Origin of the sequence: Streptomyces spirodelae, from assembly GCF_017676385.1 — a bacterium.
GTDB classification, from domain to species: Bacteria; Actinomycetota; Actinomycetes; order Streptomycetales; family Streptomycetaceae; genus Streptomyces; species Streptomyces spirodelae.
Map to the genome: position 1 here is coordinate 1 of NZ_JAFFZN010000013.1, position 26039 is coordinate 26039.

The 26039-nt window shown below is 72.4% G+C and carries 18 protein-coding genes; 6 read left to right on the forward strand and 12 right to left on the reverse strand.

Features of this window, described 5'->3' with window-relative positions; translation table 11 throughout:
- Position 1 precedes the first annotated feature (1 nt).
- On the forward strand, positions 2-1096 hold the full coding sequence (locus JW592_RS15475) for a HAMP domain-containing sensor histidine kinase (protein ID WP_209265665.1): 1095 nt from the start codon (positions 2-4) through the stop codon (positions 1094-1096).
- A 223-nt stretch (positions 1097-1319) separates the two neighbouring features.
- A complete protein-coding gene (locus JW592_RS15480) occupies positions 1320-5213 on the forward strand; it encodes a multifunctional oxoglutarate decarboxylase/oxoglutarate dehydrogenase thiamine pyrophosphate-binding subunit/dihydrolipoyllysine-residue succinyltransferase subunit (protein ID WP_209265666.1) in 3894 nt (1297 codons plus the stop codon).
- A gap of 91 nt (positions 5214-5304) precedes the next feature.
- Here JW592_RS15480 and fxsT read toward each other — a convergent pair whose 3' ends face one another.
- From fxsT to JW592_RS15530, 10 genes are all read right to left on the reverse strand, one after another.
- Entirely contained in the window at positions 5305-8325 is a 3021-nt protein-coding gene (fxsT, locus tag JW592_RS15485) for an FxSxx-COOH system tetratricopeptide repeat protein (RefSeq protein ID WP_209265667.1), read from the reverse strand.
- A gap of 60 nt (positions 8326-8385) precedes the next feature.
- On the reverse strand, positions 8386-9708 hold the full coding sequence (locus JW592_RS15490; RefSeq protein ID WP_209265668.1) for an aKG-HExxH-type peptide beta-hydroxylase: 1323 nt from the start codon (positions 9706-9708) through the stop codon (positions 8386-8388).
- Positions 9709-10285: 577 nt separating this feature from the next.
- On the reverse strand, positions 10286-13399 hold the full coding sequence (locus JW592_RS15495; RefSeq protein ID WP_229376122.1) for an SAV_2336 N-terminal domain-related protein: 3114 nt from the start codon (positions 13397-13399) through the stop codon (positions 10286-10288).
- An 88-nt stretch (positions 13400-13487) separates the two neighbouring features.
- Positions 13488-14552, reverse strand: a complete 1065-nt coding sequence (locus tag JW592_RS15500; RefSeq protein ID WP_209265670.1) for an AAA family ATPase — start codon at positions 14550-14552, stop codon at positions 13488-13490.
- Complete coding sequence (locus JW592_RS15505) at positions 14549-16894, reverse strand: VMAP-C domain-containing protein (protein WP_209265671.1); 2346 nt, start codon at positions 16892-16894, stop codon at positions 14549-14551. The genes JW592_RS15500 and JW592_RS15505 overlap by 4 nt, the downstream gene beginning before the upstream one ends.
- Positions 16895-17072: 178 nt before the next feature.
- Positions 17073-17489, reverse strand: coding sequence for a CU044_2847 family protein (locus JW592_RS15510; protein WP_229376124.1), 417 nt, complete (start codon positions 17487-17489; stop codon positions 17073-17075).
- A gap of 168 nt (positions 17490-17657) precedes the next feature.
- Entirely contained in the window at positions 17658-18839 is a 1182-nt protein-coding gene (locus JW592_RS15515) for a PadR family transcriptional regulator (RefSeq protein ID WP_209265672.1), read from the reverse strand.
- 1 nt (position 18840) lies between these two features.
- Positions 18841-19842 (reverse strand): DUF4097 family beta strand repeat-containing protein, encoded by a 1002-nt coding sequence (locus JW592_RS15520; RefSeq protein ID WP_209265673.1) that lies wholly within the window; start codon positions 19840-19842, stop codon positions 18841-18843.
- A 201-nt stretch (positions 19843-20043) separates the two neighbouring features.
- The gene (locus JW592_RS15525) at positions 20044-20229 is read right to left on the reverse strand and encodes a DUF6104 family protein (protein ID WP_209265674.1); all 186 of its coding nucleotides are present in this window, start codon (positions 20227-20229) and stop codon (positions 20044-20046) included.
- 155 nt (positions 20230-20384) lie between these two features.
- The gene (locus JW592_RS15530) at positions 20385-20600 is read right to left on the reverse strand and encodes a hypothetical protein (protein ID WP_209265675.1); all 216 of its coding nucleotides are present in this window, start codon (positions 20598-20600) and stop codon (positions 20385-20387) included.
- A 156-nt stretch (positions 20601-20756) separates the two neighbouring features.
- Between JW592_RS15530 and JW592_RS15535 the strand changes: the two genes are divergently transcribed.
- Both JW592_RS15535 and JW592_RS15545 read left to right on the forward strand, forming a co-directional pair.
- Positions 20757-22064 (forward strand): sensor histidine kinase, encoded by a 1308-nt coding sequence (locus tag JW592_RS15535; protein WP_209265676.1) that lies wholly within the window; start codon positions 20757-20759, stop codon positions 22062-22064.
- A 339-nt stretch (positions 22065-22403) separates the two neighbouring features.
- The gene (locus JW592_RS15545; RefSeq protein WP_229376126.1) at positions 22404-23174 is read left to right on the forward strand and encodes a transglycosylase SLT domain-containing protein; all 771 of its coding nucleotides are present in this window, start codon (positions 22404-22406) and stop codon (positions 23172-23174) included.
- A 95-nt stretch (positions 23175-23269) separates the two neighbouring features.
- On the opposite strand, the gene JW592_RS15550 is transcribed toward JW592_RS15545, so the two are convergent.
- On the reverse strand, positions 23270-23770 hold the full coding sequence (locus JW592_RS15550) for a DUF2269 family protein (protein ID WP_209265677.1): 501 nt from the start codon (positions 23768-23770) through the stop codon (positions 23270-23272).
- A gap of 103 nt (positions 23771-23873) precedes the next feature.
- Here JW592_RS15550 and JW592_RS15555 point away from each other — a divergent pair, with 103 nt between their 5' ends.
- Together JW592_RS15555 and JW592_RS15560 are read left to right on the forward strand one after the other, a co-directional pair.
- Positions 23874-24251: a PadR family transcriptional regulator gene (locus JW592_RS15555; RefSeq protein ID WP_209265678.1), complete on the forward strand. Its 378-nt coding sequence runs from the start codon at positions 23874-23876 to the stop codon at positions 24249-24251.
- Positions 24252-24262: 11 nt separating this feature from the next.
- Entirely contained in the window at positions 24263-24997 is a 735-nt protein-coding gene (locus JW592_RS15560; RefSeq protein ID WP_229376127.1) for a permease prefix domain 1-containing protein, read from the forward strand.
- A 58-nt stretch (positions 24998-25055) separates the two neighbouring features.
- Here the strand turns inward: JW592_RS15560 and JW592_RS15565 are convergent, their stop codons facing one another.
- Complete coding sequence (locus tag JW592_RS15565; protein WP_209265679.1) at positions 25056-26033, reverse strand: acyl-CoA dehydrogenase family protein; 978 nt, start codon at positions 26031-26033, stop codon at positions 25056-25058.
- Positions 26034-26039: the final 6 nt, after the last annotated feature.

Here is a 26039-nt window from a genome sequence, read left to right on the forward strand (position 1 = left end):
GCTGCGCCCCGTGGACCCCTACCGGTCGGTCAAGGCGGCGCTGGGCTGGCTGGTGATCGTCTCCGTGGTGATCACCACGCTGCTGGCGCTGTTCGCGATGCAGTCGGCGACCGAGCTGCGGGTCATCACGATCATCTCCATCGTCGCCTCCCTGCTGATCACTCAGTTCGTCGCGCAGTCGCTGACCGCGCCGCTGGACGAGATGACCGACGCGGCCAAGGCGATGGCGAGCGGTGACTACTCCCGACGGGTGCGCGGCGAGCGGCGGGACGAGTTCGGCGAGCTGGCGGCGAACTTCAACCGGATGGCGGCCGACCTGGAGGCGGTCGACCAGCACCGCAAGGAGCTGGTGGCCAACGTCTCGCACGAGCTGCGCACCCCCATCGCGGCCCTGCGTGCCGTGCTGGAGAACGTGGTGGACGGCGTCTCCCAGGCCGATCCGGAGACGATGCGCACAGCGCTGTCGCAGACCGAGCGGCTGGGCAGGCTGGTGGACCACCTGCTGGACCTCTCACGGCTGGACAGCGGCGTGGTGCCGCTGCACTCGCGGCGCTTCGAGGTGTGGCCGTATCTGGCCGGGGTGCTGAAGGAGGCCAATATGAGCAAGGGCTCGGGCCACTCCCGCAAGGACGTCCACCTCCATCTGGATGTCTCACCGCCTGAGCTGGTGGCCTACGCGGACCCCGAACGGCTGCACCAGGTGGTGGCCAACCTGATAGACAACGCCGTCAAGCACAGCCCGCAGCACGGCCGCGTCACGGTCAAGGCCAGACCGGGCCCTGGCGCCGCCGGGGGTGCCGGCTCGGCGCCGGGCGCCGGGGGCGGCGGCAGCCTGGAAGTCGAGGTGCTGGACGAGGGGCCCGGTATCCCCGAGGCGGAGCGGGAGCGGGTCTTCGACCGGTTCAACGGCACGCACAGCACCGAGTCGGTCACCGGCCGCAAGGGCGGGATCAGCCCGGGCGGCGGCACCGGTCTGGGGCTGGCCATAGCGCGCTGGGCGGTGGAGCTGCACGGGGGCCGGATCCGGGTGGCCGAGTCTCCCCGTGGCTGCCGGATACAGCTCACTCTTCCGGGGGCGGGGGGAACACAGGTCTGACGTACCCTCGCAGGTGAGACCTCGCGGACGCGAAACAAGGGCTCCCCGGTTCCCGTGCTGGGCAAATCCGTCAGTGATTCCCGCCGAATCCTGCCCCGAAACCGCCGCCGCGATGTGATGTACGTGACCAAGAGCGGCCCGGACTCCACCAATCGTCCGGAGAGGCGTAGCCTTTATTTCCGCTGTCCACCACCTAAGGAAGCGGAAGAGGGCGGTTGCCGCCGTGTCGTCACAGTCCCCCAACAGCTCATCGAGCACCACTACGGAACGGAAGGACGGACAGGGCAAGGACCCTGGCCCTTCGTTCGGGCCAAACGAGTGGCTCGTCGACGAGATCTACCAGCAGTACCTCCAGGACCCGAACTCGGTAGACCGAGCCTGGTGGGACTTCTTCGCTGACTATCAGCCGGAGTCCTCCGACGGAAGCACGGCGCCGGACGGCGCGGGCACCCCTCGGGACAACACCCCGTCGCCGGTGAAGGCCGCACCGGCCCAGGCGCAGGCGCAGGCCCCCGCCGCTCCCGCCGCCGGGCAGGCCGCCCCACAGCCTGCGCAGGCCGGCGCCCCGGCGAGCGCTCCGGCGAAGGCGGAGCCCGCCGAGCCGAAGCAGCAGCCCAAGCAGGCCGGGCCCAAGCAGGCCGAGCCCGCGAAGCCCGCGGCGCAGCAGCCCGCCCAGGCGGGCGGCGCGAAGGCGCCCGCCGGCAAGGCGGCGCCCGCGACGGAGGCCGCCGAGGGCCCTGAGTACGTGCCGCTGCGCGGCCCGTCCGCGGCCGTGGCGAAGAACATGAACGCCTCGCTGGAGCTGCCCACGGCCACGTCCGTGCGCGCGGTCCCGGTGAAGCTGCTGTTCGACAACCGCATCGTCATCAACAACCACCTCAAGCGCGCCCGCGGCGGCAAGGTGTCCTTCACGCACCTGATCGGCTACGCCATGGTGCAGGCGCTGAAGGCGATGCCGTCGATGAACCACTCCTACGCGGAGAAGGACGGCAAGCCGACCCTGGTCAAGCCGGACCACGTCAACCTGGGTCTGGCCATCGACCTGGTGAAGGCCAACGGCGAGCGGCAGCTGGTCGTGGCGGGCATCAAGAAGGCCGAGACGCTGACCTTCTTCGAGTTCTGGCAGGCGTACGAGGACATCGTCCGCCGCGCCCGGAACAACAAGCTGACGATGGAGGACTTCTCCGGCGTCACCTGCTCGCTGACCAACCCCGGCGGCATCGGCACCGTCCACTCGGTGCCGCGTCTGATGCCGGGCCAGGGCCTGATCATGGGCGTCGGCGCGATGGAGTACCCGGCGGAGTTCCAGGGCACCTCGCAGGACACCCTCAACCGGCTCGGCGTCTCCAAGGTGATGACGCTCACCAGCACCTACGACCACCGCGTCATCCAGGGCGCGGCCTCGGGCGAGTTCCTGCGCAAGGTCTCGCAGCTGCTGCTGGGCGAGGACAACTTCTACGACGAGATCTTCAAGGCGCTGCGCATCCCGTACGAGCCGGTGCGCTGGATGCAGGACATCGACGCCTCGCACGACGACGACGTCACCAAGGCGGCGCGCGTCTTCGACCTGATCCACTCCTACCGGGTGCGCGGCCACATCATGGCCGACACCGACCCGCTGGAGTACAAGCAGCGCAAGCACCCCGACCTGGACATCACCGAGCACGGTCTGACCCTGTGGGACCTGGAGCGGGAGTTCGCGGTCGGCGGCTTCGCCGGCAAGTCCATGATGAAGCTGCGCGACATCCTGGGCGTGCTGCGTGACTCGTACTGCCGCACCACCGGCATCGAGTACATGCACATCCAGGACCCCAAGCAGCGCAAGTGGATCCAGGACCGCGTCGAGCTCCAGCACGTCAAGCCGGAGCGCGAGGAGCAGCTGCGTATTCTGCGCCGGCTCAACGCCGCGGAGGCGTTCGAGACGTTCCTGCAGACCAAGTACGTCGGCCAGAAGCGGTTCTCGCTGGAGGGCGGCGAGTCCGTCATCCCGCTGCTGGACGCGGTCATCGACGCGGCCGCCGAGTCGCGGCTGGACGAGGCCGTCATCGGGATGGCGCACCGCGGCCGGCTGAACGTGCTGGCGAACATCGTGGGCAAGCCGTACGCGCAGATCTTCCGGGAGTTCGAGGGCAACCTCGACCCGAAGTCGATGCACGGCTCCGGCGACGTGAAGTACCACCTGGGTGCCGAGGGCGTCTTCACCGGCCTCGACGGCGAGCAGATCAAGGTCTCGCTCACCGCCAACCCCTCCCACCTGGAGGCCGTCGACCCGGTCCTGGAGGGCGTGGCACGCGCCAAGCAGGACATCATCGGCAAGGGCGGCACGGACTTCACGGTGCTGCCGATCGCGCTGCACGGTGACGCGGCCTTCGCGGGCCAGGGCGTGGTGGCCGAGACGCTCAACATGTCGCAGCTGCGCGGCTACCGCACCGGCGGCACCGTCCACGTCGTCATCAACAACCAGGTCGGCTTCACCGCGGCTCCCGAGTCGGCGCGCTCGTCGATGTACTCGACGGACGTGGCCCGGATGGTCGAGGCGCCGATCTTCCACGTCAACGGCGACGACCCCGAGGCCGTCGTCCGGGTGGCGCGACTGGCGTTCGAGTACCGGCAGGCGTTCAACAAGGACGTCGTCATCGACCTGATCTGCTACCGGCGCCGCGGTCACAACGAGACCGACAACCCGAAGTTCACCCAGCCGCTGATGTACGAGCTGATCGACCGCAAGCGCTCGGTGCGCAAGCTCTACACCGAGTCGCTGATCGGCCGGGGCGACATCACGCTGGAGGAGGCCGAGCAGGCGCTCCAGGACTTCCAGGGACAGCTGGAGAAGGTCTTCACCGAGGTGCGGGATGCCACGTCGGCCCCGGCCCCGGCCGAGGTCCCGGCGCCGCAGCCGGAGTTCCCGGTGCACGTGGAGACGGCCATCAGCCAGGAGGTCGTCAAGCGGATCGCCGAGTCCCAGGTCAACATCCCCGAGCGGATCTCCGTCCACCCCCGCCTGACGCCGCAGCTCCAGCGCCGCGCGCAGATGGTCGAGGACGACACGATCGACTGGGGCATGGGCGAGACGCTCGCCATCGGCTCGCTGCTGATGGAGGGCACCCCGGTCCGGCTGGCCGGCCAGGACTCGCGGCGCGGCACGTTCGGCCAGCGGCACGCGGTACTGCTCGACCAGAACACCGGTGACGACTACACCCCGCTGCTGTACCTCTCCGACGACCAGGCCCGCTACACCGTCTACGACTCGCTGCTGAGCGAGTACGCGGCGATGGGCTTCGAGTACGGCTACTCGCTGGCTCGGCCGAACTCGCTGGTGATGTGGGAGGCGCAGTTCGGCGACTTCATGAACGGCGCGCAGACGGTCATCGACGAGTTCATCTCCTCGGCCGAGCAGAAGTGGAACCAGACCTCTGGTGTCACCCTGCTGCTGCCGCACGGCTACGAGGGCCAGGGCCCGGACCACTCCTCGGCCCGTATCGAGCGGTTCCTCCAGCTGTGCGCGCAGAACAGCATGACGGTCGCCATGCCGTCGCTGCCCTCCAGCTACTTCCACCTGCTGCGCTGGCAGGTGCACAACCCGCACCACAAGCCGCTGGTCATCTTCACTCCGAAGTCGATGCTGCGGATGAAGGCTGCGGCCTCCAAGACGGAGGAGTTCACCAGTGGCGGCTTCCGCCCGGTGATCGGTGACACGATGGTGGACAGCGGCCAGATCGACCCGGCCAAGGTCCGCAAGGTCGTCTTCTGCTCCGGCAAGGTCTACTACGACCTGGACGCCGAGCGGCAGAAGCGGGAGCTCAAGGACACCGCCATCATCCGCCTGGAGCGGCTCTACCCGCTGCCCGGCAAGGAGATCCAGACCGAGATGGCGCGGTTCTCCAACGCCGAGAAGTACGTGTGGGCACAGGAGGAGCCGGCCAACCAGGGCGCGTGGCCGTTCATCGCGCTCAACCTGGTCGACCACCTGGACCTGATCATCGGCTCGGAGCCCGTCCCCAACGCGGACCGGCTGCGGCGCGTCTCCCGGCCGTCCTCGTCCTCGCCCGCCGTGGGCTCGGGCAAGCGGCACGCGGAGGAGCAGGCGCAGCTCATCAAGGAGGTCTTCGAGATCTGAGCCGGCCTGCACGGGACGGCTTGCCGTACGGAACCGAGGGCCCCCGCCGCGCGATGCGGCGGGGGCCCTCGGGCATTCGCGTAAGGGGCGCTCAGCCCAGGTACGGCTCGTAGTCCCAGTACGGGCGGGTGCGCTGGCGGGCCGCCAGGGTGTGATGGTGCTGGGCGCCCAGCGAGCGGGTGAACCGCTCCAGGGCCTCGCTCTCCAGCTCGCGGGCCTCTTCCCGGCGCCGCAGCGAGCGCAGGTCACCGGCGTTGGCCACCATGCACGAGAGCGTGAGGGGATGGTCCCCGCCCAGCACCTGCCGGGACCGCTCCAGAGTGTCGCGGCTCAGTTCGTACGCGTCCTCCAGCGCCTCGCTGAAGTTGCGGCCGCCGCTGGTGTTGAGGGCGCAGCCGAGCGTGGCGGGGTGGTCGGCGCCCAGCAGCGTGGTGAGCCCGGCCAGCGCCTGCTCGAACATGTTCAGCGCCCCGTCGCGGTCGCCCGACGCCTGGAGCACCAGGCCCGCGTTGGACTGCATCGCGGTGGGGACCGGGTGCGCCGGGCCCAGCAGGGCGCGGAAGGCGTTCTCCGCCTCGATCAGCAGTTCGCTGGCGAGTGCGAGGTCGCCGTTCTCGCGCAGGAAGTTGCCGTAGTCGGTCAGCAGGGACAGCGTGGAGTAGTGGGTGCGGCTGTGCACCTGCTCGTGCTGTTCCAGCAGGACGGCCATGGCGGTCGCGATGTCCTGGCGCGGGGTTCCCGCTCTGCGCTGGCAGAGCAGCAGGTTGTGCCGTGCCATGAGGGTCTGCGGATGCTGGGCGCCGAGCACCTGGAGATGCAGCCGCATGCCCAGCTCCTGCCGGGCCAGCGCCTCCTGGTAGCGGCCCATCAGCCGCAGGTCGCGGGCACAGGCGTTGCCGGAGGCGAGGGTGTGCGGGTGACGGGCGCGCAGCACCTGCTCCCGTTTGCGGAGGGTGTCCAGATCCGCTTCGTAGGCGTCCTCGTAACGGCCCAGTAGCCGCAGGCCGACGGCGAGATTGTGCTGCGCCAGCAAGCTCGTCCACTCCTCCGGGCCGTACAGCCGACGGGAGACCTCGACGACCTGCTCCTGCAGATGCAGCGCCTCGTCGTACTGGCCCAGCAACCGAAGGTCGGAGGCGAGGCAGCTGGTGGCGTCCATGATGGCTTCCTCGTGGGCGCCGTCGGCTTGCGGCATCTCACGCAGCCGTTCGAGGCGGGCGCTGTCGAGGGCCTGGGCCTCCCGGAAGCGGCCGCCTTCGCGCAGCAGATTGCCCTGGAGGGTGGTGAGGGCCAGCATCTGGTCGGCAGCGGCGTCCAGGAACGTCTCCCAGTCGGCGCGGATGCTCTCGGCCAGCTCGGCGCCGAGGGAGTACTCGCCGCTGGAGTAGCTGTAGCGCAGGCAGTTGAGCAGCATCTCCTGGACACGCCGCTCCTTGCTGGAGGGGGCGGCCGAGGCCAGCAGGTGGGGCAGCATCTCGGCGTACCGGCCCCAGTGGCGGCTGTCGTTGGGCGTGCTCGGGTCGGCCTCGACCAGCAGCCGGTGCACGGTCTCGCGGTAGACGTCGTTCTGCCGCCCCTGGGTCAGCTCGCTGATGACGCTGTGGACCACCTGGTGCATATGCACGGAGTCGTTCTGTTCGACGTCGCCGACCGCGGAGGTGCGGGCCTCGCGGGTGAGCACCGAGTAGTTGACCAGGGAGTCCAGAGCGCGGGACCAGCCGGAGCGGTCGGTGCTGAGCCAGCGCAGATTGTCCGGGAGTTCAGCCGACGGGATGCCCCGGGCGAGGCCCAGTGGGATGCGGCCGGGCGCGAAGACCGAGCACAGGGAGAGCAGTTCGACCGCGCGCGGCTCGGACTTGCGCAGCTTGTTCAGCAGCATCGACCAGGAGGTCAGGGACGAGTACGGGTAGTCGTCCGGCATGGTGTTGGTCTCCAGCCGGGTGAGCCCCACGCCGCGCACCATGCGCAGGTACTCGGGGACCTCCATGCCCTCCTCGCCCAGCCAGGCCGCTGCCTGTGCCAGCTGGAGCGGCAGGTCCTGGAACTCGCTCGCCACCTGGTCGGCCTGCTCGACGGTGATGTGCGGGGCGCGGCGCATCAGATAGCCGGTGGACTCGGCGCGGCGGAAGGCGCTGATCTGCTTGATGTCGGTGAGGGACCGCCAGCTCTTGTTGCGCGAGGTGATCAGGACGTGGCCGCTGCCGCCCTGCGGGAGGTAGGCGGCGGCGTCCTCGGGCTCCTCCCAGCCGTCGAAGATCAGCAGCCACCGTCCGGAGGGCTCGTTCCTGCGCAGCGCCTCGCGTACGGCACGTACCCGCTCACCGACCTCGCCGGAGCTGTCGAGGCCGATCTCGGCGGCCAGCGACCCGAAGGTGTCACGCTGGGTGTTGCGCTGGTCGCAGTTGACCCACCAGACGACGTCGTAGTCGGGTGCGAACCGGTGTGCGTACTCGGCCACGATCTGCGTCTTGCCGATGCCCGCCGTACCCACGAGCGTGCAGACGGCGGCACCGTGCTCGGCGTCCATCAGCCGCTGCTGGAGGTCGCCGAGGATGAGGTCGCGGCCCGTGAAGCGCGCGTTGCGGCGCGGCACCTCGCCCCACACGGCGGGCGGGTCGTTGGGGTAGCGGCTGGCGTAGCCCGGCTGCGGTACGGGCATCCGGCGGGGGCGCAGCCCCAGGCGGTTGAGCAGGCGCCGCTCGGCCTCCTCCTCACCGACGCCCCACAGGTTGACCGGCTCCAGTACGGCGGTGGCCGGCAGCAGTTCGCGGTTGGTGAGGTTGACGGCGGCGAACCGGTCGACGTGGTCGGCGACATAGCCGCGCAGCACCGCGTTCCAGTCGGCCTCGGTGCGCGGTCCGAGCTGGAGGAACAGGTCGCTGATCACCAGCAGGACCCGCCCGGAGGCCAGCAGCAGATCGCCGAGCGCCTCCTCCAGCGGCTGCTCGCGGTCCGGGTCCCACCGCTGGAGGGTGGTGCGATGCCCATGGCTCTCCAGCCGGTGTGCGATCCAGTTTCCCCACCCCCGGTGGTAGCCGGGAAAAACCACCACGAAGTGCTCGGACTCCCCTCCGGGCGCAGTGCCCTGAGCCGGTTCCCGCTGAGCGACCATGCTTGCGTTCTCCCTCGTCCAGCAGCCGTCGCCGCCCTGCGGGCGACGTATACGGCGAGATTACCCAAAGTGACCGTTTGTGAGCCTGTCGGCTGCGCTTTCTGTGTTCCCGCGGGCGCCGCCGGCCCGCACGCCCGGGGAGCGCAGCCGCTCGTAGCGGTGGCGCATGCCCTCCACGAACTCTGTGCCCTGACGGGTGAGTTGGCCAGAGCCCAGAAGGAGGAAAAGAGCGTGGTCGACCTGGGCGCCGTAGTCGGCGGCGTGGGCACGCGCGGCGGCACGTTCGGCGGATGTGGCCGAGGCCCGGCGGGCCAGCCTGCCCCACAGGTCGGCGAGGGCCAGATGCGCGTACGTGCCCTGCACCACGGCGCCCAGCGGCCTGGGATCGCTGCGCCAGCCCACCCGGTAGACGGCCTCGGCCGACTCCTCGTTGAGCCGTACGACACCGCCCAGCACGGCGAGCTTGCTGTGCTGCACCTCGTGGACGAGGACCTCGGCCATCTCCTGGGGCGTCTGCGGAAGCGTCGTCAGCACCGCCCAGGGGGCGGCCAGCCGGGTCGCGCTGGCGCGCCCGTCGGGCTTCCAAAGGACGGGTACGACGGTACGGACCAGCGTCGCCACCTCGGTGGCCCGCTCCGGATCCGCCTCGCGCAGCAGGTCCAGCCCCCGCGCCCACAGCTCCCGCCACTCGTACGCCTCGTCAGGGGCCGTGACGGAGGCGGGCAGCAGTCCGGCCAGTCCGGCGCGGCCCGTCTCGCTCGCCAGGTGCGGGTCCTGGTCGTCGAGGACTGCGGGCGCCCCGGGCAGCGGCGTCAGCGGGCGCCAGCGCGGCTGCGGGCCGCCCTGTGGCGCGTCGGTGCCGAGGCCGCGCTGCGGCACGGTCCGGTGGCCGAGTAAGTCCTCACGGGGAACGGACAGCGGGCGTCCGTCCTCGGGGGTGAGGGTGACGGTGTTCTCCGTCGCCGCTATCCGCACCCGCGGCGCCGAAGCCGCATACGAGCCCAGGCCGGGGAGGATGAGGCGGCCTTCCGTCGCAGGCAGCACGAGCCGGAAGTCGCATCCGGCGGCGAGGGCGACCGTCGCGGCCAGCGTGCCCAGGCCCGACAGCGCGGTGACGAACTCCTCATCGGGCGGGGCGGCGAGCGCGTGTGCCAGCCAGTTCCCGGCGGCCGGGCAGCCCAGGGCGGCACGTGCCGCGACGGGATCGTGGTGCTCGGCGTCCTCCAGGAGCGCCCAGTGCTCCCGCAGGGCTCGGGCCGCAGGCCCGGGGAGCCGGGCACGCTCGGCCCGGGTCAGCAGGGTCTTGAGCAGCACCAGGCGTCTGCTGTGCAACCAGCCGTCCAGTAAGTCGGCTTCGCCCGGCAGCGGTCGTGTCTCCCCCATCCGGCGTAGCTGAGGGGGCGGAATCTCAAAGGGGTTCATGGCGGCCCACGCTGTCTCCCGGTCCCACAGGCGGGCCGGAGGTGCCGTGGACCGAGCCGAAGGTTGACCGGATCACGCCCCGTTTTCCAGCTGTCCGGGCGCTGTTCTGCTGCGCGTCACCCGTGTGCCCGGGCCGCGCGCGCCCGCCCTGTGTGCCGGAGGACCGCCACACCCGCGAGAGTTCCTCGGGAGCACGCAGCGCGCTCTCCACGGCGGCGGTTACGGCGGGATCGTCGCAGGTCCTCAGAGCGCGCAGGGTCAGACCCGAGAGATCGGGCAAGGGCGACGACGGTGCGGCGCCGGGCCCACGGCCCGGACTGCGGGACGCGCCCTCGGTCCGCTTCGGCACGCTCTTCTCCTCCCTAGGAACCCGCCCGGGGGCAGTTGCACGGATGCTGTCTCTTTCCCGGGGCAGGAAACCGGAAACACTTGCGAGGCGCGGTGCCACCGCATTCGGCCGGTCCTCGTCTTTCCCCGCACACCACATCAGGGCACCCCCCGTTCCCCCTCGCTGCCTCCCCCCGTAACCCCTACCCGCTCAGGACAGTTCGGCCACCCGGTCCCTGGTGTCGCGTACCTCTTCCCAGGGGATGTCCGCCAGATGACCGGCCAGCAACCGCCATTCGGCCTCCGCCGCGCGGTAGTCGGCCAGCGCCTCCTCGGTGCGCCCTTGGGAGCGGTGGAAACCGGCCCGTGCGTGCAGCGCCCTGGCCGCGGTGAGGGAGCCGCGCTCCCGCTCCTGGGCCAGCTCCTCCAGTGCTCTGCTGAACTCTGCCGCCGCCTGCTGGGACTCCGGAGCGGCCGCCGGGAAGAGCGCCCGGGCCCTGCCCAGGCGCAGCCACGCCTGCGCCCTGCTGTCCGCGTCGGGGCCCTGACGGGCCGCCTGCTCCAGCAGATGGCATCCCTCGTACAGGTCGGGCAGGAAGTTCTCGCGTTCGTAGCGGAGCAGCAGCGCACGGCCGAGCAGCAGCGCCGCCCTGGCCACGGTGGAGCTGCCGGACGGTGCCCGGGTGAGCGCCTCGCGCAGCAGTCCCTCGGCGCGCGAGAGGTCGCCCGCCTCGCCGAGCAGCATCTCGCCCCATTCGATGAGCAGTTCGCCGCGCTGGGCGCTGTCGCGTTCGGTCAGCCCCTCGGCCTCCCGGTACGCCTCGGCCGCCGCCTCCCAGTCGCGGGTCTCGCGCAGTACGCGGGCGCGCTCCCTGGCACTGCGCAGCCGCAGCCCGGACCGCTCCCCGGCCAGCGCGCCGGCCTGTGCCAGCACCTCGAGGCGCTCCTGCGGCGGGGCGCCGCTCAGCCGCAGCGCGGCCGCCAGGTCCAGCAGAGCGCCACAGCGCTGTGCGCCGGTCTCGTCACGGCTGCCGGCTTCCCGGCCGCCGGCATCGGCTGTCTGCCGGGCCACCGGTACGGCCTGGGTCTCGGAGGTCGCGGAGGCGCTGGAGGGCTCTGGGGACCCGGGCGCGCGGTCTGCCAGCATGTCGCTCGCTTCGCGGAGTTCGCCGACGGCCTCGAGGGCCGCCCGGTGACGGTGTTCGGGTGCGGTCTGGGCCAGGGCGAGCAGCACCCGGCCCAGCCGGAGTTTACGGGTGCGCTCGGCGTCCGAGGGCAGTGACGGGTCGGCCGTGTCCTGCGGTGCACCCGTGCGGCCCGCCAGCGAGCGCAGCAGTCCTTCGGCGCGCAGCAGGTGCCGGGTGCCGCCGCTGATCTGCCAGAGCGAATGTTCCACTCCCGCGCGCTCCAGCAGGGTCCCGGGCACGCTGTCGGTCAGCAGTTCGGCGGCGTCCCGCAGCAGCGGCTCGGGGCCCTGCGGGCTGCGCCGTACGGCGGCCGTGCCGGCCAGTGCGTGCAGGACCCGGCCGAGGGCGAGCCGGGCGCGTGCGCTGTCGCGGTCGGCGGCGCGTGCGGCCTCGCCCACCGAGCGGGCGCGGTGCAGCAGTTGGATGTCGCCCTGGGCACGCCACTGCCGCAGCAGCCGCTCGGTCTCGGCCACCTGGTCGGCCGCGGTCTGCTCGGGCAGATAGAAGCGGACGACCTCGGCGGGGATGGTCGCGAACATCTCGTCGCCGTCCTCGGCCTCGTCCGGCTCCGAGCCGCCCTCGACGGTGCCCGCGGGATCGCCTTCGGCGCGTTCCTGTTCGGCGCGGCCGGTCAGCTGGGCGACGGCCATGGCGGCGAAGTTGCGGGTGCCCTTGCCGAAGCGCTGCGCCACATACCCGGACAGGTGTTTGAGGATCAGCACTGCCGCGCCCTGGTCCAGGGACTGCAGCAGCAGGTCGCGGACGCCGGGAGCGAACGCGTAGCGCGGACCCGGCAGACTTCTGCGGCAACCGGTTCCCTCCGGCCCGTCGTCCTCCGGCAGCCGGGTCAGCAGCCCGGACAGCAGGACTTCCGCCAGCTCCATCGGCCCGGTGTCGGGCAGCATCGCTTCCTGCACCAGATGGATGACCGGCAGCAGCAGCGGCACCACGGCCAGGTGCACGGCCAGATCGAGGGCCCCGGGGGAGGCGCTGTTGCGGAACTCGCGCAGCAGGGTGCGGGCCGGTACGCCACCGGCCGGGGTGCGCGGTGCGGGCATCGCCGGGTGCCGGGGCAGGACCCAGGCGGCGGCGCCCGCGACCGCCCGCTCGCTGTCGGTGCCCAGCAGCCGCGCCCAGTTGCCCAGCGCCTCCGGTGTGGGCAGCAGCACGGGAACCGGCACGGCCTCCGCGGGCGGGGGCGGGCCGTAGCTGTCGGGCTCGAAGGTGACGCGCCCGCCGAGCCCGCGCTCGCGCAGTAACCGCCCGGGTTCGGCCGGCAGCGCCGTACGCGGCCACAGCCGGGGCGGCAGCGGCTGGACGACGGCCAGCGGCGAACGGCCCGACCAGTGGTGCAGCAGCCGCTGGGCGCGGCCGTCCTGCCACAGGGCACCCACGCAGTCGCTGACCACGAGGGTGAGGCGGCGGCCCGTGGTGTCGCGGTACTCGTCGGCGGGGCGCAGCCGCGCTGTGCCGTCGGCCGGCCCTGTGCCGATGAGCGGGGCTCCGTCCCTGGCGCGGTGCAGATAGCGCACCTGGACGTCGCGGAAGGCGCCGAGCTGTTCGAAGGTCTGCCGCAGCCGCTCCAGGGTGGGCTGCCATACGGAAGCGGTGGGCGAGGCGTCCATGATGAGCTGGATCTCGCTGTAGCGGCGGACCTCGGTGCCGAAGACCGGCCGCACGGCCGTGGAGCGGGCGCTCAGGTCCGCGGTGGCGTCCTCGTCCAGCGCGCCCTTGGCGGGCGGCAGCGGCGGCCGGTAGCCGTGCAACGGGCGCAGCGCGTGCTGGAGTTCGAGCAGTCCGGACAGCGCTCCCGCCGCGGGCGCACGGACCGGGAAGCCGGCCGGCGGGGCGCCGCCGTGCCGGCGCGGCGCGAACAGCGAGACGGGAGCCGTGCGCTCCGGTCCCGGGGGCGTCTCCTCCGGCTCGTCGGCGGCGTGGTCCTCGACTGGTGGCATGGGGGGCTCCGGCTGCGGCTTCCGGCCCTCTGGATAGCCGGGCCGGGTGGAGTCCGCGTCGGGTTCCCCTGCAGCGCTCGCCAAATCGAAGCGGGCCAGCCACAGTGCCTCGGCCAGCTCCTCGGACGACGGGTTCCAGCCGGCCGCCCGCAGCCGCGCCACCAGCTCCGTGACGTCCTGCAACGGCTGCCGCCCTGGCCACGAGGCCGCCGTGGACCGCGGCGCGTCCAAAGGTCGCCGCGGCGGCGGCGAGGCCGCACTCATGTGAACGTCACCTCGGGCGGTCGAGGGGGCGTAGCAGCATCTCGGCCAGCCGGTCGCGGGTGACCCGCTCGACGCCCGAGGCGCGCTGTGTCAGGAACAGGGCGTTGAGCAGCTGGTCGGTGGCGATGACCTGCCCCGGCTGGCGCCGCAGGAATCGCTGGACCAGTTCGGCGCCCTCCTCCAGCGCCTCTTCCCCCAGGTGTGCGGAGACCATCGCGGCGAGCTGTTCGTCGCCGGGCGGTTTGAGGTCGAGCTGGATGCAGCGGCGCAGCAGCGCGGCCGGGAAGTCGCGCTCCCCGTTGGAGGTGAGCACGATGAACGGGAAGACCGTACAGCGCACCCGGCCGCCCTCGATGCGCACCTTCTCGCCGTCGGCCGTCAGCACCTCGGTGACCGGCTCGCGGTCGGCGATGCGCTCCAGCTCGGGGATGACGAACTCGCCGTCCTCCAGGACGTTCAACAGGTCGCTGGGCAGGTCTATGTCGCTCTTGTCCAGCTCGTCGACGAGCAGCACCCGGGGCAGCGGGGTGCCCTCCGGCTCGGCCGGCCGGGCCGGCAGCAGCGCCGTGCCGAGCGGACCGAGGCGCAGATACGAGCCGATCGGCGGGCGGGCGCGCGGCGCGCTGCTGTCCCCGGCGACGGCACGGTCCAGCTGGACGTCCTGGAGGCGGCCGATGGCGTCGTAGTGGTAGAGCCCGTCCTGCAGCGTCGTCCGGCTGACGACTGGCCAGCGCAGCACCCGGCCCAGGCCCAGCTCGTGTGCGACGGCGTGCGCGAGGGTGGACTTGCCGGTGCCAGGGTTGCCGGTCACCAGGAGCGGGCGGCGCAGATACAGTGCCGCGTTGACCGCCTCGACCTCTTCGGGCCGCGGATGGAGGCTCTCCACCAAGCGGCGCCTGGCGCCCAGCCTCCGGGCGGTGTCGGCGCCCTCCGGGTCGTCGCCGTGCGCCCCCGCCGGGGAGTCGGGGCCGGTGCCCGCGCCGGTGAAGTCGCGCCAGGGTGGCGGCTCGGGCAGCCCGCGCACACCCTCGTGCGGGACGCCCGCACCGCGGTAGATGCGCCAATCGCTCACGGTGTGCTCCTCAACGCTGTCGGCGGCCTGGGCATGAGCGGTGGTTCGCGCAACGGTCCGTCCCCCGAGGTCCTGTGGGGCGGATCGTAGAGCAGGACGATATGCCGTGCCCAGGCCGACGAGGGATCAATTGGCCTGCTGTTGACGTCACTTGCGCCATCCGAGTCGTCGGACAGGTCGGCGTTCCTGTTGCGCAGGGCTCTGATGTGCCAGGGCAGCTGCCGTGCCGAGTGTGTCTCGCGCAGCAGCTCGGCGGCCCGCTCGTGGAACTCCGCGCAGTCGTCGTGGTCGTGGCCGTCGCTGTAGGAGTGCCGCCACAGTGCCATGGCGTGTCCGGCACCGAGCGCCGCCGCCATGGCGCGGGCCCCCGAGCCGCTGCCGGTCCGTGCACAGTACACCGGCACGGCGCCGGGCGGCGCCGCCATCAGCCGTCCGTAGGCGGCCTGGCCGCCCTCCGGCACCGGTGCGTCGTGGCCTGAGCCCGGCACCTCCCTGCGCAGCGGGACGGCCTCCATGGGGCCGTCCAGCACAGCGGCGGCGCGGCTGCGGCACTCGGGGGTGAAGCCATGGTCCTTGCGGGATCTGTCCCGTACGACCACGAGCCTGCGCTGGCCCAGCGGCAGGGTGTGCGGGTTGAACGGGTCGGAGGGGTCGTAGGGCCTGGCACGCCAGGCGTCCACCGGCTCGTCGAACAGCGGGCGTGGCAGTACGAACTCCACGGCCGCCAGGTGGTCGTCCACATCGCACTGGTCCAGGGCCTGGGACAGCGCGCCGCGCACGGCCTCCTCCAGCCGGGAGCGCGGTGCGTCCTCGCGGCTCTGCTCGACGGTGATCTCCTCCCGCTCGCCGTCCTCGGCGGCAGGGTCGGTCCCGGGTTCGGCTATCCCGCCGACGGTCGCGGGGTCACCGGTGTGGAACTCGTCCTTCTCGGCCGGGCGCACCAGCGCGACTCGCCAGGCGTGCCGTCCGGAGCCGTAGATGTCCGGTTCTATCTCCACCAGCACATCCGCGCGTGCGGCCGAGGCGGGGCGGTGGCCGTCCAGCACTCCGGGGACGCGGGCCCGGATGACGTCGTTGAGCAGCGTCCGGGCCGTGCGCTCCACCCACTCGCGCAGGTCGGCCAGCGCCCGGGCGGCGCGCGGCGTACGCGTCCTACCCGATCGGGTCAGCGCGGCCGTCACCTTGGCGGCGTACAGCACCACCGCCTCCAGGGCCAGATCCCCGGACGGCTCCTCGTCGGCCGTGCTGTTGTCCCGGGGGTCGTAGAGCAGCCCGGCGCCCTCCCGCCAGGAGCGGGGATCGTGGTCGCGCAGCGTGTAGGGCCAGCGCAGCACCATGTTGCGTGCCTCGTTGGCCAGTTGCAGCACCTGGCCGGCGCCGGTGGGCGGGTCGACCTCGGCGAACAGCGCGTACAGCTCGGCGCGGCGGTCCACCGTGAAGCCGTACGCGGGCTCGCCGCCCGAGGGCCCCAGGCGGGCGTGCTGCCGGTACCAGCTGTGGCCCCAGAACCCGCTGTAGCGCCTCAGGTGGTGTCTGTCGTGCGCGGAGAGCACCTCGTGCAGGAGGCGGGCGCCGCGCGGCCCCGCGTCGCACAGCTTGCGGAGCGCGGTGACGGGGGTGGCCAGCCCGGAGCCCGGTCTGCGGCCCGCGCCCTTGCTGACGCCGAGCACGGTGCCGCGGCGCTGGTCGAGCACGGGCCCGCCGGAGCAGCCCTCGGTCAGCTGGTCGCCGCTGAGCATGAGCGGGCGGCCGACGACTCCGGTCGCCTTGCCCAGCCCGGTGAAGAACATCTGCTCGCCCTTGACCTCGCTCGGCGCCCAGCCGTACAGCCCGATGTCCGCCGGAGTCAGTACCGAACGGTCGCTCAGCCACAGGCAGTCGGCGTCCTCGGCGCCCGGCACCCGTACCAGCGCCAGGTCCGGGAACGGCCAGGGGGCCGGGGGCGCCTGGGGGTCCTCGGGCAGCGGCAGCCCGAACGCGAGCTCACCGAGGAGGACGGTGCCGGCGGCGCCCTCGGCACCGACTACCTCGTCCGAGCTGCCCAGGTCACCCGCGCCCACGCCACCGGCCGCGACGGCTGTGCCCGCGGTGTCCCCGATCGTGATGCCGATGGCGCGCTCCCCCCTCCACACGGGCGCGGCACCCTTGCCGACGACATGGGCGCACGTGAGGACCCATCCGGGCGCGACGAAGAAACCGCTCCCCCAGAACGCTCGCCGGTTCCTGTCGCTGCGACGGCTGTCGCCGCTTGGCCCGCTGCTTGCGTCGTACCCCTCGGGCGGTGCCCCGATGCGCACGACGGATGCGCGAACGGAGTCGGCGAGGTTCGCGGGGGCGTTCATGCGGCACAGGGCGCGCACAGCAGCACGCCGAATCGTCGCCCCCCGCGTCGCGCGGCTCGCACTCCTTGCACAGCGCTCCCCCTCTACGCCCCGTTCCCCCGCGGCTCTCCTACGTGAGGTGTATGAGGTAGCAGGCTAGTCGCCGGGGGTGACAGACGGGAGGGGCGGGTCCCCGTGGTCATCCGCCCGGCAGGGCCGTGGTCCCCGGGTCGGCGGCTCCGCCGAGCGCTGTGGGCCCGTCGTCCGCCGTCGGGGGCTTGTGCCAGGTGAGGGTGACGGAGACCGACCCCTTGGCCTCTCCCTCGGCGAGGACGGCAGCGAGCGCCTTGCCCGACTTGACGGCGAGTTCGATACCGAACGTCACGCTGACCTCGTCAGGGCGCGCTTGCCGGGCGGCGGTGAGAACGGCGGACCCCACCCCGCCGATCACCTCGTTGAGCTGCTGGGCACGCGCGAGGAGCTGGTCGCGCATGCCCACGTCGTCGTACTCGAACTCCTCCGCCCCGAGCGGGACTTCGTCCTCGTCCAGCACGTGCACCCGCGCCAGCACCGTCTCCCCGCCCGGCAGCGTGATCTCCCGGATCTCCCGCTCCATGTGCACCCCCTCGCTTCCGCGTTCGTCTCTGTCCGCGTCAACGTGCCCGGCGCGGGGTCATATTGAACCCCGCGCCGTCGATCGAACGGCCGGAACGGGCAATCCGCCAACGGGCTCACGGAGTTCGAGCGCGGGGCCTACACTGTCGGGTGTGGTGGGCGGGAAGAGTCAACTGTCGCTCGCGCCCCAGCCCTGGGTTCCTGCCCTGCCCCCTGTGCCCGCACCACCGGCCCCGCGCAGCACGACGCCGATATGGGCGGCGGCGGTGGACAGATGGCGGCGCACCTCGCGCAGTTGGGCTTCGTCGACACCGTGGTCGCGGGCCGCGTCGCGCACGTCGTCACGGAAGCGGTCCAGCAGGCGTTCCAGGTCGCGCGCCGGGTCGCCCGTGGGGTCGGCGAGCGGCACCTCGTCCTGGGCGTCCTGGGCGTCCTGGGCGTCCTGGGCGTCCTGGGCGTCCTGGGGACCCTTAGCGCCCTGGGCATCCGGCGCCGTACCCGTCGAACGGCTCTGTCCCGTGCCGTCCTGCGGCGGGCCAGGCTCCGCGGCCCAAGGTGGCGTCTGACCGGCGAAGCGGCTCAGGTCCCCCATCTCGCGGGCCAGTCCGGACATGCCGTCGCGGACGGCGCCCTGCCAGTCACCCGTACGCATCCGGCTCTGCATCTGCTCCTGCACCTGGCGCGCGATCCGCCGCACCTCGGCCAGTGCCTCGGTGTGCGCCTCGCGCTCCTTGCGCGCCTGCCGCTTGGCCTGCTGGGCCTCCTCCTTCGCCTTGCGGGCCTGTTCCTTCCACTCGTCCTTGGCGCGGCGCAGCTCCTCCTTGGCTTTCCGCCATGCCTCGTTGTCGGTCCAGACCCCGTCCCAGCCGCTCTCCCAGCCGTCGTCCCAGCCGGGAGGTGCGCCACTGTCGCCGTCGGCACGCTCACCGGTCCTGCCTCGGCCACGCCCGGTTCTGGTCCGGCCGCGCGCGTCGCGCGCCTGCTCCCGCATCTCGCGGCGCAGGTCGCTGGCTGTGCCGCTGACGTCCTCGCGGATATCGGCGGCGAGCGCGGCCACGGAGTCGCGGATCTCGACCTCGAGTTCGGCGAGCTCGGCCCGCCTGTCGGCCAGTTCGGCGCGGCCCGCCTCCGTGATCGAGTAGACCTTGCGGCCGCCCTCGGTGGTGTGGCTGACCAGGCCCTCGGCCTCCAGCTTGGCCAGCCGCGGGTAGACGGTGCCGGCGGAGGGCGCGTAGAGCCCCTGGAAGCGCTCTTCCAGCAGGCGCATCACCTCGTAGCCGTGGCGCGGCGCCTCGTCGAGCAGCATCAGCAGATACAGCCGCAGGCGGCCGTGTGCGAAGACGGGAGGCATGTCACAGGTCCTTCGCCGGAGAGGGGTTGCCGGGGTGCGCGGGCGGATTGGGGTCGCTTGCCGCCGCGGCGTCTTCGACGGCGGCTTCTTCGGCAGCGGTGTCCTGGCCGGTCGCTTCGGGGTCGGCGGCTGCCGGGTCGGCGAAGCCGTCCAGTGGGTCCTCCTCCAGTGGGTCCTCGCCCGGTGGCCGGCGGAGGAGGGCGAGGCCGCCGGAGACGTTGGCGGCCTGCAGGGTGCCGCGGCCCGCGCCGAGGGTGCCGGTGATGCGGCGGGCACTCCAGCCACCGGCCCGCAGCCCGTCGAAGGCGCTGGAGACGGCACCGCCCGTGGTGTGTGCGTCCACCGTCAGATCCGCGTCGTCCGGGAGCCTGACGGCGAGCTCCCCCGAGACGCTGGAGAGCCGGATGTCGGCGGGCTCACCTGTGCGGGGCGAGCACAGGTCGAGGATCATCGCGCCGCTGACCGATTCGGCCCTGATCTCTCCGGCGGAGGCGTCGATGCAGGTCAGGTCGCCGGAGACGGTGGAGAAGCGCAGCGCTCCCGAGAGCCGCTGGGTCTCCACGTCGCCCGAGACGGTCTCGGCCGCGACCGGGCCGGACAGCCCGACCAGGGTGGTGCTGCCGGAGACTCCGGCCACCCGGGTGCGGCCACGAATCCCGGAGACCACCGCGCCGGCCGCCACTACGCCGACCGACAGCTCGGCGTGCGCGGGCACCCGGACCGACACCTCCGCCTCGCGCCGCCAGCCCTTGCGGTCGAGCCACTTGAGGAAGCCGCGCCAGGGCAGGTCGTCATAGGCGACCACCAGCTTGCCCTCCTCGCGGCGGACGAGCAGTGGCGGGCCCTTGACCTTGCCGACCTCGACGCATGTGGTCGCATCCGGGGTGCCGACGACGTTGACGGTGCCGTTCACCACGCGGACGTGCAACTCGGTCACCGGGTCGTCGAACTCGAGCCGCTGCGGCTCGCTGATCTCCCACGAGCGGTCATCGGGTACGGGCACTGCGGCCTCCCCAGGCTCGGACGCTGCGGCGTGAGGGCAGACGGCACCTGTCCAACGCGCAACGACATATCGCGTCTCGTCAAGAGACACGATATGTCGCGTATCGCGACAGGCGCAAGCCTCACGCCTTCCGCCCGGCCCGCCCGGCCCGCTCTGGCGAAGTCACCCGGCGACCCGGCACCCGGCCCACGGGCGCTCGCGTCAGTCCTCGTCCTCGTCCTCGTCGTCCAGGCGTGCCAGCCAGGTCGCGAGCCGCTCGACCGGCACCTCGAAGTCCGGGTTCAGATCGACGAAGGTGCGCAGCTGCTCGGACAGCCACGCGAAACTGACCTCTTCCTCGCCGCGCCGCTGCTCCAGCTCTTCGATGCCACGGTCGGTGAAGTACACGGTTCTGCTCCTGGTCGGTACGTACGGGGAGTGAGGGCGCGGCCTGTCGCCTCCGCCTCAGAATATGCCGAGGCCACGACTCCCGGCCCCGGTCCCGGACGGCGCCGTCCGGGCCGTCAGCCGTGCCCATCAGCCGTGCACGTCAGCCCTGCCCGTCAGCCCTGCCCCTTGACCGCGTCGGAGGCCGCGCCGACCGCGACACCGAGGACGATCAGCAGCACGCAGGCGTAGATCTCGTAGCCGTCGAGAAAGCCGAAGTGCTGGAGCACCGTCCAGGGGAGATGGAGCCGGTCGCCACTGAGCTCGTGCAGGAGGCCGCCCCCGCCCTGGAGGATGAGAACGAACGAGACGAAGCCGAGAAATTTCTTCATGGCGGCAGACTGGCCGCGCCGACGCGGCGTGGGGATCGGGCTTCTGGGTGGGCGGCAGCGACGGAAGTCTGCGATACGCGCCACCCCTGTCATACCTAAGTCGCTGTCTGCTGGTCACCCGCTCCCCCAGCGCAGGGCGGCCCGTAGATTCGCGGCATGGGGCTGCTGGGGATCGACGACACGGAGCGCCGGAACTCCCGCGCGGGATGGCCGGTTTCTCACCCGACGGGGTGGAGACGCGGCCCGACCGGATGGCTGCGCCGTGCGGCGGGACTGGTGCACCGCACCGGGGAGCGCGCCGGTGCGGGCGCGGCGCGCGGTGAACCCGTGCGCCGGCGCGGGGCGCGCGAGTGGGCGGTGGACATTGGTGCCTTCCTGTTCGCCGGGTGCTTTCTGGTACTCAGCGCCGACGCCGTGTTCATCGACCCGGGCATGTCCCGGACGGCGCTCCTCCTGGACCAGTTGACCGGTGGCCTGGCCTGTGCCGCCCTCTTTTTGCGCCGTCGGTGGCCGGTTCTGCTCGCTGTCGCGCTGCTGCTGGCGGAACCCTTCTCGCACTTCCTCGCGGGCCCGATCATGGTCGCGCTGTTCACCGTGGCCGCGAGCAGGCCACCACGGGTGACGGCCTGCGTCGCCGTCCTGGCATTCGGCCCGCTGCCGGTCTTCCTGGCGGGCGCACCATCGTCCGACGACCCGAGAACGGCCTCGGCCCTCACCTACTTCGCCCTCCTCGCCTGTGCCATCGGCTGGGGCCTGTATGTGCGGTCGCGACGCCAGCTCGTGGTCTCACTGCGCGAGCGGGCGGCTCGCGCGGCGGCCGAGGCGCGGCGTGAGGCACGCGAGGACATCGCCCGCGAGATGCACGACGTACTGGCGCACCGCCTCTCGCTGCTGAGCGTGCACGCGGGCGCCCTGGAGTTCAATCCCGGCGCCTCAGCCGACCAGGTGGGCCGGGCGGCGGCCGTCATCCGCGACAGTGCGCACCAGGCGCTGGAGGACCTGCGGGAGATCATCGGCGTACTGCGCGCGCCGGAGGAGGGGGACCGCCCGCAGCCGGTGCTCGCCGACGTCGAACGGCTGGCGGCCGAGTCACGGCAGGCGGGTGCCCGCATCACCCTGGAAATGGACGTGCCGGACGGCACCGAAACAGTGCCTCCGGTACCCGCCGTAGTGGGCCGTACGGCGTACCGCATCGTCCAGGAGGGCCTGACGAATGCCCGCAAGCACGGTCCGGGCCCCGAAGCCCCGGTCTCGGTGACCGTGCGGGGCGCCTCCGGCCAGGGCCTGACGGTCGAGATCCGCAACCCCGCCAGGCCCGCCGCGCCTGCCGACGGCACGATCCCAGGAGCCGGACAGGGCCTCATCGGCCTGAAGGAACGCGCCTCTCTAGCGGGCGGCACCCTCGAACACGGCTGGGACGGCACCGACTACCGGCTGTACGCGACCCTCCCCTGGCCCGGCTGACTGCACCCCTGTCGGCCGACTACGGCGAGTCCGGACGTCCGCACCCAGGGCGAGCGGAGCGGGGGCCGACGAGGGCCCGGATGTGAAGCCGCCCATAGGAGCCAGATCACTTACGAGGCGGCCTCGTATGTCCGGTTCGCCGGTTCCCTTGCCTGACGGCGAGTACCCACCACCTCGGGGCAAATCCGACGATTCTGGATCGTACGTCACATATTTGATGCGACGGGGAGCCAGTCCGCAGGGTGGGGCCAGGTCGCGACGAGACCGGGATGCACGCCCCCGAAGAGGCGCCCGGAGGACGCGGCCGGAACGTCCCCCACTGGAAGGCTCTCTGCTCGCATGCGTACTGCTCTGCGTAATCTCAAGCCCACCCGCCGCCTCGCCACCACCGGCCTGACCGCTCTGGGCGCGGCCGGCATCGCCACCACCGCACTGGCCGGCACCGCGCACGCCGCCGGTGCGCCCGCCAAGGCCGAGGGCAAGTCCTTCGCCGTCGAGAGCGCCGCTTCGGCCGCCGCGCCGCACAACAGCGCGCCGGGCAAGGCGGAGGGCAAGACCTTCGCCGTCAAGAGCGCTTCCGCGACGGTGCACTTCGGTACCCCCGCCGACCGCGCCGAGGGCACGTCCGCCGAGGGCGCCTCTCCGGCCGTCCAGGGCGCCTCTTCGACCGCCCAGGACATCGCCGCGCAGGCCAAGAAGGCAGCCGCCAAGGCCGAGCAGGCCCACGCCAAGGGCAACAGCAAGGCCGACAGCAAGAGCGATGGCAAGCAGGCTGGTGGCCAGGAGTACGCGGACAATCTGGACGGGTGGATCCGCGAGGCCCGCGCGATCATGAAGGAGCACGGCATCCCCGGCTCCTACGACGGCATCAAGCGCAACATCATCCGCGAGTCGGCCGGTGACCCCAACGCGGTCAACGACTGGGACATCAACGCGAAGAAGGGCACCCCCTCCAAGGGCCTCCTCCAGGTGATCCAGCCCACCTTCGACCGCTACCACGTCGAAGGAACCCCCGACAAGCTCACCGACCCCGTCGCCAACATCGTCGCCGCCTGCAACTACGCAGCCGACCGCTACGGCTCCATGGACAACGTCGACTCCGCCTACTGAGCCCACACCCAGGCCACACCGCAACACCCCGCATGCGACAAGGAGCGGGTGGGAGAAACACCTCCCACCCGCTCCTTCGCGTACGCACCCGGGCGTCATGCCCCGGTCGTGGAGCCCGGGCGGACGATCATCAGGACGACCACCACGGCCCACAGCAGATTGAAGACACCGGTCACCATGGCCAGCCGGGCCGCGGCGGCGCGCGGGTCGGATATCTCGGGCACCGACTCACCCTCGTCCAGGCCGATGCCCGCCGCGCCCAGCATCCGGGCCTGGCTGGGCAGCACGACGGCACCGAGGAGGACGGCGGCGAGAGTCGTCAGGATGAGGGAGGCGACCAGCCAGGCGTCCGTGAGGACGCCGAGCTGGGCACCGGTCGCCATACCGAAGACCGGCACGGCCACACCGAAGACGGCGTACCCCTTGCAGACCCGGTGCAGCAGCGCGGCCGCTCCGGCGCCGCGCCCCTTCCTGGCGCCTTCCCCGGCGGCCAGCAGTTCCCTGGCGGCACGCGGGAAGATCGAAGCGGCGACCGCGATCGGGCCCACGGCCAGGATCGCCGCGAGGACATGGAGGGAGAGCAGCAGCTTGGTCACCGAGGACCCCCGGTTCTGGCGAACGGATATCTTGGCAGCCTACGTATATGCGTTGGCTGCCAATAGGTAGCACACCAATATGTTCCTTGCCTACACTGCCCCCATGAAGACGGAGGCGGTGCGAGGGCACCTCGACGGACTGCTGCTGGCCGTGCTGGAGGACGGGCCCCTGCACGGGTACGCGATCATCACCGCGGTGCAGGAGCGCAGCGGCGGCGCGCTGGAGCTGCGGACAGGCACCGTCTATCCGGCGCTCAACCGGCTGGAGCGGCTGGGGCTGCTGGCCGGCGACTGGCAGTCGGTCGGCGAGCGGCGCCGGCGCTGCTACACGCTGACCGATGCCGGGCGGAGCGCGCTCGCACAGGAGCGCACGGCCTGGCAGCAGTTCACCACGGCGATCGGTGCGGTTCTCAACGCTCCCCTCGGGCCCGGCGCGCTCGGGACCGGGCCCGGCGCCCTCGGGACCGGGCCCGCGACATGAGCAGCCGGATCATGCGCCGCCGAAGCCCGAGCGGCAGCGCCACGAGCCGCAGCACCGGCAGCGACGGGAAGCCGCAGGCGCAGCGGCCGCACACCGATCCGCTGGTCGCCTACACGACGGCGCTGAGTACCCGGCTGACAGGCCCGGCACGGGTCAGGTCCCGGATGGTCGCGGAGATCCACGACGGGCTGCTGGACACCACCGACGCGTACGTCCTCGACGGCCTGCCCCGCGCCGAGGCGGCGCGGCTGGCGGTACGGGATTTCGGAGCGGTGGCCGAGCTGGCGCGGGAGTGTCAGCGCGAGCTGACGGTCGCGCAGACGCGCCACACCGCGCGAGCAGCGGCCCTGTGCGTGCCGTTCCTTCTGGTGTGCTGGGCGCTGGCGCGCAGCGCCGTCGGCCCGGTGGCCGCTCCCCTGGCGCTGCTGGCGGTCGTCAGCACCCTGCTCGCGGCCGTCACCCTCGCCGCGACCGGTGGTGTGCTGGCGCGCCGGTTCCCCAGCCCGCCTGCGCTGCCCCGGGTGGTCGCCTGGGCGGGGACGGGAGCCGGTGTCGGCATGGCGCTCGCCACGGCTGGGCTGGCCTGCACGGCTTTTGTCACCGACCCGTGGCCGCTGCCCGCGCTGGCGGGTGCGCTGTCCGCCGCCTCGCACGCCGTGCTGAGCACTTCGGTACGCGCCTGCCGCCGCTGTCTCGCGCCCGAGGCCGCGCTCTCCCAGGGCGGGCCCCGCTCCCTGGCGGGTTGAGCCCCCACCCTCGGCGCGGCATCCCCCGCTCCCCCGTACACGGCCCCCTGCCGCCACCTCAGCCCGGCAGCAGATCACCGGCGAGTACCGCCGCGTGACAGGCGGCCCGGGTACCCCAGGCGCCGTGCAGGGCGCGGGCCTTGCGCAGCGGCAGGGTCAGGTCGTATTCGTCCGTGTAGCCCAGGGCTCCGTGCACCTGGAGCGCGGTGCGTGCGGCCAGATGAGCGGCGTGCGCGCAGGCCGTCTTGGCGGCGGGCAGGTCGCGGGGGTCGGCTCCGGTGTCGCTCCGTACGGCGAGCGCCCCGCCGTACAGCAGCGGCCGTGCGAACTCCAGCGCCACGGCAACGTTCGCCAGCTGGTGCTTGACCGCCTGGAAGGAGCCCACCGGCCGCCCGAACTGCTGCCGGTGCTTGGCGTACTCCACGCTGCCTTGAAGCAGCGCCTCTCCGGCGCCGAGGAGTTGCGCTGCGGTCAGCAGGGTGGCGAGCGCCCTGATCCGGCGGGTATCGGCGGCGACGGCCTCGTCCGGCACACAGCGCACCAGGTGGCGGCCCGGGTCAAGGGAGCGCGACGGGGCATCCGCGACCGTGCCGGTGGCCAGCCCGTCGCCCTCCAGAACGAAGGCCACATCCGCGATCTGCGCGTCCACCGCGTATCCGGCCGCAGGATCGGTGACGGTCGCCAGCCGGTCGCCGCTCAGCAGGCGCGCTGTCCAGCCGGAGGCGGCGGGCAGCCCAGCGGCCAGCGCGACCGTCTCCACCAGCGGCCCGGGGACCGAGGCCCGGCCGATCTCCACGAAGGCGGCGGCGAGTTCGGGCGGGAACCAGCCGAGGCCCCCGCGCTCCTCGGGGACGGCCAGCGCGGGCAGTCCCGTCCCGGCGAGCGCCTGCCACAGGGCGCGGCCCGGCGCGTGGTCGCCGGCGGCCCAGGCGCGGGCGGCCTCGCACGGACCGGCGTCGGACGGACCGGCGTCGGCGAGCAGACGGCGGACGGTGTCGGTGTAGCTGCGGTGGTCCTCGTCCGGCAGGAAGCGCACGGCAGC

Coding starts and splice junctions, on each gene's coding strand:
- fxsT (WP_209265667.1), bottom strand. CDS start 8,325: ATGGTCGCTCAGCGGGAACCGGCTCAGGGCACTGCGCCCGGAGGGGAG.
- JW592_RS15490 (WP_209265668.1), bottom strand. CDS start 9,708: ATGGGGGAGACACGACCGCTGCCGGGCGAAGCCGACTTACTGGACGGC.
- JW592_RS15505 (WP_209265671.1), bottom strand. CDS start 16,894: ATGAACGCCCCCGCGAACCTCGCCGACTCCGTTCGCGCATCCGTCGTG.
- JW592_RS15510 (WP_229376124.1), bottom strand. CDS start 17,489: ATGGAGCGGGAGATCCGGGAGATCACGCTGCCGGGCGGGGAGACGGTG.
- JW592_RS15515 (WP_209265672.1), bottom strand. CDS start 18,839: ATGCCTCCCGTCTTCGCACACGGCCGCCTGCGGCTGTATCTGCTGATG.
- JW592_RS15530 (WP_209265675.1), bottom strand. CDS start 20,600: ATGAAGAAATTTCTCGGCTTCGTCTCGTTCGTTCTCATCCTCCAGGGC.
- JW592_RS15535 (WP_209265676.1), top strand. CDS start 20,757: ATGGGGCTGCTGGGGATCGACGACACGGAGCGCCGGAACTCCCGCGCG.
- JW592_RS15545 (WP_229376126.1), top strand. CDS start 22,404: ATGCGTACTGCTCTGCGTAATCTCAAGCCCACCCGCCGCCTCGCCACC.
- JW592_RS15555 (WP_209265678.1), top strand. CDS start 23,874: ATGAAGACGGAGGCGGTGCGAGGGCACCTCGACGGACTGCTGCTGGCC.
- JW592_RS15560 (WP_229376127.1), top strand. CDS start 24,263: ATGCGCCGCCGAAGCCCGAGCGGCAGCGCCACGAGCCGCAGCACCGGC.